The 676-nt window shown below is 42.6% G+C and carries 1 protein-coding gene and 1 pseudogene; one reads left to right on the top strand and one right to left on the bottom strand.

The genetic code is table 11. The features are described from left to right. Positions 1–314: pseudogene (locus tag KTR07_RS28155) on the bottom strand (DNA-binding protein); the annotation flags it as partial. Positions 315–533: 219 nt separating this feature from the next. On the opposite strand from KTR07_RS28155, the gene KTR07_RS28150 reads away from it, so the two are divergent. Continuing rightward, a partial coding sequence (locus KTR07_RS28150; protein WP_118214589.1) for a DUF4248 domain-containing protein occupies positions 534–676 on the top strand: 143 nt, incomplete at its 3' end.

Below are 676 nucleotides of genomic sequence, written 5' to 3'. Positions count from 1 at the left end.
CGCATACCTGTGATGTTCTTCTCCAGCGAGAACTCTTCCAGCGTTTCGGCAGCCTTGCTTCGGATTCCTACACCAAAGATGGCTAGATCATCAATCTTTACACTTTTGCCGTCGAGCAGTAGTTCCTTGATGCAGTCCACCATATCAGTGAGCACGCCTTTGATCACCCCACTGGAATACGGTGAATTGTGTTTCGACATGTGTTCGGCAAGTTTGGCAAGGTCGAATGTCTCGTCGCTTACCGCCCGGGCGAACCATTTGCCGGCATTCAAGCCTTTTTTCTGTTGGTTCTGATAAATTTTGTAACGAATCATAAAATAATAATTTTAAAGAGTTAAACATACTTTCGTGAGGATTTCTCCCTTTCGATGACACAAAGATAGTATGCTGTAACTCGGAAGAATCGGTTGTGTACAGTGAGAGTCGGTAATGTGCAATTGTTGTCAGTTATAGTCTGTTATTCCCTGATAAAACGTAGGTAATGTGAATATATTTTGTTACTTTTGTGACAGTAAAACAGAAACTTATTTGTCATGATAGAATTCAAAATACGTGCTTATGGTCGTATGGAACTGGCACAGCTTTATTCTCCCGAACTTACTGGCATTGCCGCTTACCGCAAAATGAATAAATGGATTGTCCGCTGTCCCGGTCTTCAGGAACGCCTGTCCGATTT

It is taken from the genome of Bacteroides sp. MSK.20.82 (assembly GCF_019052485.1).
Lineage (GTDB): Bacteria > Bacteroidota > Bacteroidia > Bacteroidales > Bacteroidaceae > Bacteroides > Bacteroides thetaiotaomicron.
The sequence above is the reverse complement of the archived record's forward strand: the minus strand, read 5'-3'. Positions and strand labels throughout refer to the sequence as shown.